This is a genomic window from Futiania mangrovi, from assembly GCF_024158125.1.
Taxonomy (GTDB): Bacteria; Pseudomonadota; Alphaproteobacteria; order Futianiales; family Futianiaceae; genus Futiania; species Futiania mangrovi.
In genome coordinates this window covers 433212-440155 of sequence record NZ_JAMZFT010000003.1, presented here as the reverse complement: position 1 = coordinate 440155, position 6944 = coordinate 433212, and the positions used below count along the sequence as shown (strand labels likewise).

At 68.3% G+C, this 6944-nt stretch carries 4 protein-coding genes; all 4 read left to right on the top strand.

All coding sequences use genetic code 11. The annotated features are described in order from the left end of the window. A partial coding sequence (locus NJQ99_RS14825; RefSeq protein WP_269333650.1) for a hypothetical protein occupies positions 1-3726 on the top strand: 3726 nt, incomplete at its 5' end. A gap of 261 nt (positions 3727-3987) precedes the next feature. After that, positions 3988-4758: an ABC transporter permease gene (locus NJQ99_RS14820; protein WP_269333649.1), complete on the top strand. Its 771-nt coding sequence runs from the start codon at positions 3988-3990 to the stop codon at positions 4756-4758. 16 nt (positions 4759-4774) lie between these two features. Further along, complete coding sequence (locus tag NJQ99_RS14815; protein WP_269333648.1) at positions 4775-5818, top strand: ABC transporter ATP-binding protein; 1044 nt, start codon at positions 4775-4777, stop codon at positions 5816-5818. A gap of 33 nt (positions 5819-5851) precedes the next feature. Continuing rightward, positions 5852-6922: an extracellular solute-binding protein gene (locus NJQ99_RS14810; RefSeq protein ID WP_269333647.1), complete on the top strand. Its 1071-nt coding sequence runs from the start codon at positions 5852-5854 to the stop codon at positions 6920-6922. Positions 6923-6944 lie beyond the last annotated feature (22 nt).

The following is a 6944-nucleotide window of genomic DNA, read 5'->3' as shown; positions in this document are numbered from 1 at the left end:
GCGCAGAACAACCTCAACGCGGCCGACTGGACGGGCACGGGGCTGCCCGACGCGGTCGACATCACGATCCCGGCGGATAATGGACGCGGCTTCTTCGCGCAAGGCCTGACGCCGCGCGAGGCCGCCGACCTCCTCAACTACGCCACCGAAACCGGCCTGCTGCGCGACGGAACCGCACCACAGGCCGTCCTCGACGCCAACAACCTCGGCGGTATGATCCAGGTCACCAACAATCGCGCCGAACCCAGGCCGGAACCAGTGCCAGCGGATGCCGGGCTGGCAGGAACGCGGCCAGTTCCGGCGACATCGCCCGAAAGCGCACCCGGGATCGCACCGGTGGGCCAGCAGGGCGGGGGCGAGGATCCGTTCGGCCTTCAGTTGTCGACCACGCTGACCCCGAGCACGAGCGGCACCGGGCAGTTTACCGACCGCGTCACGACAGACGGCGGCTTCATCGACGCGCAGGGGCAGCCCGTCACGCGGTCCAAACCGCTGGGCACGTCCGTGAAGGATTTCGTCGAGGATGTGAACCCGCTCGCCGCGCACGAGACGAGCCACGCGGCCACCGGCGCGACCGTGGACCAGGTTCCCGTCGCGCCCGGCTTCACGCCGCGCCCGCCGAACGGCCACGTCGACGAGATGATCAACGAGGCGATCACGGCGACCCTCTACGAATGGGGCGCGCAGGAGGGCAGTGCGGATGTCGCGCCGCTTGCCAACAGCCGTCTCATGGACCAGGTCGTGCAGGGCGACCGGAGCATCACCCTGCAGACCGGCGCGGCAGTCGCCTTCGACCCGGTGGCCAATTTCGACGCCATCACGCAGGCGGAGGGCCAGAGGCTCGCAGGTGTTGCTGTCTTCAACTGGGGACAGGCGGCGGACAGTTGGGGGGCAATGCAACCCAAGGTCACCTCCACGGGCGTGCTGGAGGCGAACGTCTCCCAGGCCTTCTGGGACGCGTTCGGGCGGAATCCGGACTTCGCCAACCGGCTGCTGGCGAACCAGCGCACGGCGCAGGAGTACATGGGCCGGCTGGCGGAGACGCCGGATTTCCTCGATTCGCCGCGTTCGGGCGAGCCGCGGGTCACGCCAGAGGGCCTGCGCCTGACGCTGTCGCCGGAGGACACGCGGCTTTACCTGGAGACCCTCAAGACAGGGCTCGAGAACACTCTTGCGCAGGCCCCCGACGCCACCGCGGTTTCCGACTATCTGACGATGGTGGATGAGCTGCTGGCCTATGGCGACGCGAACCCGCAGCCGCGGTCGGTCCCCTATGGTCCGGGCGAGGGCCCGCAGACGCCAGGCGGGGCGCCGCTCGAACCGATGGGCAGGACGGTGCCCACCCCGGTCCAGGATGCCTCCGTGCTCGACGTGACGGGGCCGTCCGTGCCGCAGACGCCCGGACCGGGGCTCTTCTCGGCACCCGGCCTCGGCCTCGACAACGTGACCTTCCCGCAGGCCGGCGCGGGCGTGGCGGCACACACCGCGGTCGCCTTCGCCGATGCGGCCATCCCCAGCCTTCCGGGCTTCGACCGGGCCGCGGGCGATCCGGGCCAGCGCGGTTCCTATGCGCAGACGCTCGGCCGCCATCTGTCGGAACAGAGCGGCGGTACGCAGGAGGGCATGGCCGCCGCGCTCGACGCCCTGCGCAACGACCCGGCGCAACTTGCCGACCTCGCGGAGACGGCGCAGGCGGTCTACCTGCGCGACCGGGCGGAGGTGGCGCTGGGCGAGATGCTGCCGGCCGATCTCTACGGTGCACTTTCGGCGGAGGAACTGGGCGCGATGGAGGGCGCGCTGGCGGCCCGCATGGCGGCGGAGACCGACGGCACGCCCGCCGGCATCACGGCATGGCTCGGCACGCTCGACGCAGCGACGCTGCCGTCGAGCCTGCTCGATGCCTCCGCGCAGGATGCGGGCGAGGGCAGCCGCTATATTTCGCTCTTCGGCGACCCGGACTTCAGCCTTTCGTCCCTTCAGGATGCCTTCCGCTACATGGGCAACCGGGTGAGCGGCGCGGTCGATCCCTCGCACTATCCGGTCTATGAGCCGGGCATGGAGGACGAGGGCCTGGGCGTCGAGGTGCGGCTGCGCCAGATCACCCCGCGCGAGAACGATCCCGACCAGCCGATCCTCAACTGGATCAACGACAACATCCTGCAGAGCGGGCCGGTCAAGGCCTTCCTGCAGACGCGCGGCATCCGCGACGTCTATCTCGCGGAGACGGGCTTGCGCGTCGGCACGACCTATCCGTTCGACCAGCGCCGCCAGTTCATGGAGATCGACGATGCCGCCCGCCTGCTGCGCAAGGGTGTCGCCGACATCGCAGGCGCGCTGCGCAGCGGCGACATGGGGCAGGTGAAGGCGGCCTGGGCCGACCTGAAGAACGAGCTTTACGTGAGTTCGGACCTCGCCTTCCGTCCGAACCGCGGCACGCTGTCGGAACCGGTGCAGGCCCCGGCGCTCGACCAGGGGGCGTTGCTCGGCATCACGACCGCTCTGGGTGAACTCCTTCCCGCCCTGCCGCCGACCGAAGCCGCCCGCTCCCTCTTCGTCGAGATGAGCCTGAAGAACAACCAGCAGACAGGCGGCATCGTGGAGGATCCGAACGCGCCGTCGGGCTATCGCATGAATGTCGCGCGCGACGAGGCGACGGGCGAATACGTGGTCCTGAAGCCCATCGTGATGAAGTCGATCCTGCAGTTCGAGACCTACTCGCAACTGCCTGAAGCGATGAACCCCATGCAGTTGCCGTTCGTTGGCGGCATCTATCCGTCGCTGGAGATGCGCACCATGGACTATGTGGGGCCGAACGCGGGCTACTGGGTCATCCCGCCCGGCCAGCGCCTGACCGAGCGGCAGGTCGCGCTCTTGCAGGAGGGGATCGTCGATCCGGCGCTCTTCTCGGAGAACGGCAGTCTGCCTGACGCCTGGCGCCCGCTGTTCCGGGGCTTCGAGTCCGATTCGCTCTTCGGCCTCAACGTCCGCAACCGTGACGACCACATGACGCAGCTTGCGCCGGACGCGCGCCCGGCCACGGGCGAGCCCTATCGCACGCGCATGGACTTCGAGGTCGGGGCCGACGTGGTGCTTACCCCGACGGCGGGGACGCCGCTGGCGCCCTTCGGTGCCTATATCGGGGTTTCGCCCTTCCGCATGGGCGGGGGCGCGGTGGTGAAGGCCGACGTGTTCCCGGAACCGCCGGGCGTGGGCCGCGTCATCACCATGAACGACGCGGGCGAGATCGTCGACCGGCCGGGCCGCGACGGGGTATCCTTGCGCAACCGCACCTTCGAGAACCGGCCAGACGGCCTGACCACCGTGTTCGTGCCGCCGGAGCTTCAATCCTCGCCCAACGCGATGCCGGACGAGCAGATCGTCGTGAACCTGCCGAGCCAGACGGCGTTTGCGCTGGTGCCGGAGATCGGCCGCTGGGGCAAACACTCGGAGGAAGCGACACTTGCCTGGCTGTCGTCGCTCTCGGACGACGCCGACCCTGGCGTTTCGGCGGCCGCGGCGCGCGCGCTCGTCGTCTGGGGCCGCCAGCCGGCCAACCCGGGCAGCCGCATCACCGAGGATCAGCGCACGGCGATCGGAAACGTGGTGACGGCGCTGATCGACCTCTACCAGCGGGCCGAGCCGGTGCGACTGCCTGAGGCGGAGGCCGGCCCGGGCGCGGGCGCCATCCAGATCGAGCGGGAAGACGACAGCCTGGACGATTTCTGAAGGTTGCCGGGACCACTGTCCCGGATGTAAGAAAACTGACAAGCGAGGGGAGGGGGCGGCTGCGAACCGCTCTCTCCCGTGTGCTTTGCGGGAGAAAGCCGCGTGACTACGGTGGGATGGCGGGCCGGGTGGAAAGAATCGCTTGGAATGTCATAAAATTCTCATAGAGCGGGGGTACCCCCTCCGTTATCGTTTCCCGGGGCGGAAACGGGCCTGTCTGGCCTGTGCCCCGGGTCTCAGCACAATCAGGTACGGTCGCACGTGTTCGTCATCACACTGATCTATCTCGTCTTTCTGGCGGCGCCGATTGTGCTCCTGTTTGTGGGCTCGTTCGGGGCGAGCTGGACGAACACGCTGCTGCCGAGCGGGTTTACCGACCGCTGGTACATGGAGGTCTTCAGCGACCCCAGCTTCCAGCGCGCGTTCACGACCAGCCTGCAGGTCGTTGCGGCGACGTGCCTCATCAACGCGCTGCTTGGCGTGCCGCTCGCCTACGCGATCTTCGCCGCCGCCCACCGGGGCGTGCAGGTCGCGGCCCGGATCATGTCGCTGCTGCCGATCGCGGTGCCGGAACTGGTGCTGGCTTTCGGCTTCATCCTTGTGTTTTCGAGTGACACGCTGCCCTTCCTCGGCAGCGTCTGGCTGCTGATCGCGGCCCATGTGGTGGTGACATTGCCTTACCTTCTGAACACGCTGCTTGCCGACATGCGCCACCTGGGCCTCGGCGAGATGGAGCGCGTGGCCGACACCCTCGGCGCGAGCTTCGCGAACCGCTTCTTCGACATCGTCCTGCCGTCGCTGCGCTACAGCCTGCTGTCGGGCCTCATCATGGTGGCGGCGATCTCGATCGGGGAGTTCCAGATCTCCAACCTGGTCGCGGGCTTCCTTTCGCGCACCTATCCGGTGGTGCTGTTGCAGGCGTTCTACGGCGCGACCGGCTTCGCCTGCGCGGCGACGGTCGTTCTGCTGGTGCTGGCGTTCGTGGCAGCCGGCGGCGGGGCGCTTGCCGCCCGCGCCGGCCACGCGCGCTGAGCGGGGAGGGCGGTTCTTGTCGGTTTCCTTCCAGAACGTCAGCTACACCTACCCGGGCACGGAGAACGGGGTCAGCAACATCTCCTTCGACATGGCGCCGGGGGAGCTGCTTGCCGTCATCGGCCCGTCCGGTTCGGGCAAGAGCACGATTCTCAACCTGCTCGTGGGCTTCATGAAGCCGGACGCGGGGCGCATCCTCATCGATGGCGTGGACATCACCGATCTGCCGCCGCGGGCGCGCGGCGTGGGCGTGGTGTTCCAGTCCTACGCACTCTTCCCCCACATGACCTCGTGGCAGAACGTCGCCTATCCGCTGAAGGTGCGCGGCATGGCGGTGGAGGAGCGCAAGGCCCGCGCACTCAAGGCGCTCGAAGCGGTGGGGCTCGCAGCCTTCGCGGAGCGGCCGCCGCGCAACCTCTCGGGCGGCCAGCAGCAGCGCGTCGCGCTGGCCCGCGCGCTGGTGTTCGAGCCGCGCGCGCTCCTGCTCGACGAGCCCCTGTCCGCCCTGGACGCCAACACGCGGGAGGACATGCGCGACGAGATCATGCGGGTACAGCAGCAAGCGGGCATCGCCACGCTGCACGTCACCCACGACCAGGAGGAAGCGCTCTCCATCGCGCACCGGGTCGCGGTGATGCATTCGGGCCGCCTGCTGCAGCTTGCCGCGCCCAAGGAACTGTACGACAACCCCGTGGACCGCACGGTCGCGGCCTTCGTCGGCCACGCAAACCTGTGGGACGGAACGGTGGGCGAGGGCGGCACGGTCATGACGCCCGTTGGCCCGCTCACCTGCGACACGGGCGGCTACCGGGCCGGCCAGCCCGTGACGGTTCTCGTCCGGCCCGAGCACGTGATCGCCCACGCGGACGCGGTCGCGGCTGCCGGGGCGGCCAACCTCTTTGACGGAATGCTCGACCACGACCGCTTCCTCGGCGCCGTGCGCCGCTTCGACCTTGCTGTCGCGGGGGGGAAGATCCGTGGCGAGACACGAAATCGGGACGCGCTTACCGCCGTCTCGATACCGCCGGAACACGTCCGGCTTCTACCGCCTGTGGTGTAATCGTCTGCGCTTTCAGCCTGGGGAGGCAAAATCATGCGGACTTGGATGATCGGGGCCGGTCTTGCGGCCATGATGACGGTGCCGTTCGCGGCGCACGCATTCGAAGGGCCAGAGCTTTACGAGGGCGAGAAGGCCCTCTACGAAGCTGCGGCCGCGGAAGGTCTGGTGGTGTCGTTCGACACCGGTCCGACCTGGGCCAACTGGGCTGCCCAGTTCAAGGCCTTCAAGCAGCGCTATCCGGGTGTCGAGATGGTCTACAACGACCTCGGCTCGGCAGCGACGGTCGTTGCGCTCGACAAGTCGCGCAACCGTCCGCAGGCCGACACGGCCTACTACTTCGCCGGTTCTGCGCTCGATGCGGTCGACAAGGACGTCGTCGCGCCTTTCGAGCCGGTGAACTTCGACAAGCTGCCGGCTGCGTTCAAGCACCCGGAAGGCAAGTGGTTCACGATCCACACGCTCAATGTCGCGTTCCTTGTGAACACCAAGCTCGTCAAGAACGTGCCGACGAGCTGGGCCGACCTGATGAAGGACGAGTACAAGAATGCCATCGTCTATCTCGACCCGCGTTCGACGGGACAGGGCCAGGTGGTGACGTTCGGTGCGGCCTTCGGTAACGGCGGCAGCATGGACGACGTGCAGCCGGGCATCGACTACCTCGCCAAGCTGCACCAGGCGGGCAATGTGCTGCGCGTCGTGGGCACCACGCCCTACGCCCAGTTCCTGAAGGGCGAGATCCCGATCTGGATCGGCTACGAGAACGACGGCCTCAAGGCGAAGTACCGGGACGGCATGGGCGACGACATCGCGGTCGTGATCCCGGCGGAAGCCTCCGCGGCCGCGCCCTATGCGATCAGCCTCGTCAAGGGTGCGCCGAACCCGAACGCCGGCAAGCTCTGGCTCAACTACATCATGACCGAGGTGGGCCAGGCGACCTTTGCCGACGGCTTCGTGCGTCCGTCCGTGCCGGGTGTGACGCTGCCGGAAGCGGTGGCCGACAAGATGCCGGCCGCGCCGCAGCTTCAGCCGCTCGACGTGGCGAAGGCGAAGGCGAAGAAGGCCGAGATCGACACGGCCTGGGCCAAGGCCGTTCTCGGCCAGTAAGCGTCACGTGAAGCAAGGGAGA

What these genes read in the sequence shown, in the direction of transcription:
- NJQ99_RS14810 (WP_269333647.1), top strand. Translation starts at nt 5,852, where the DNA reads ATGCGGACTTGGATGATCGGGGCCGGTCTTGCGGCCATGATGACGGTG.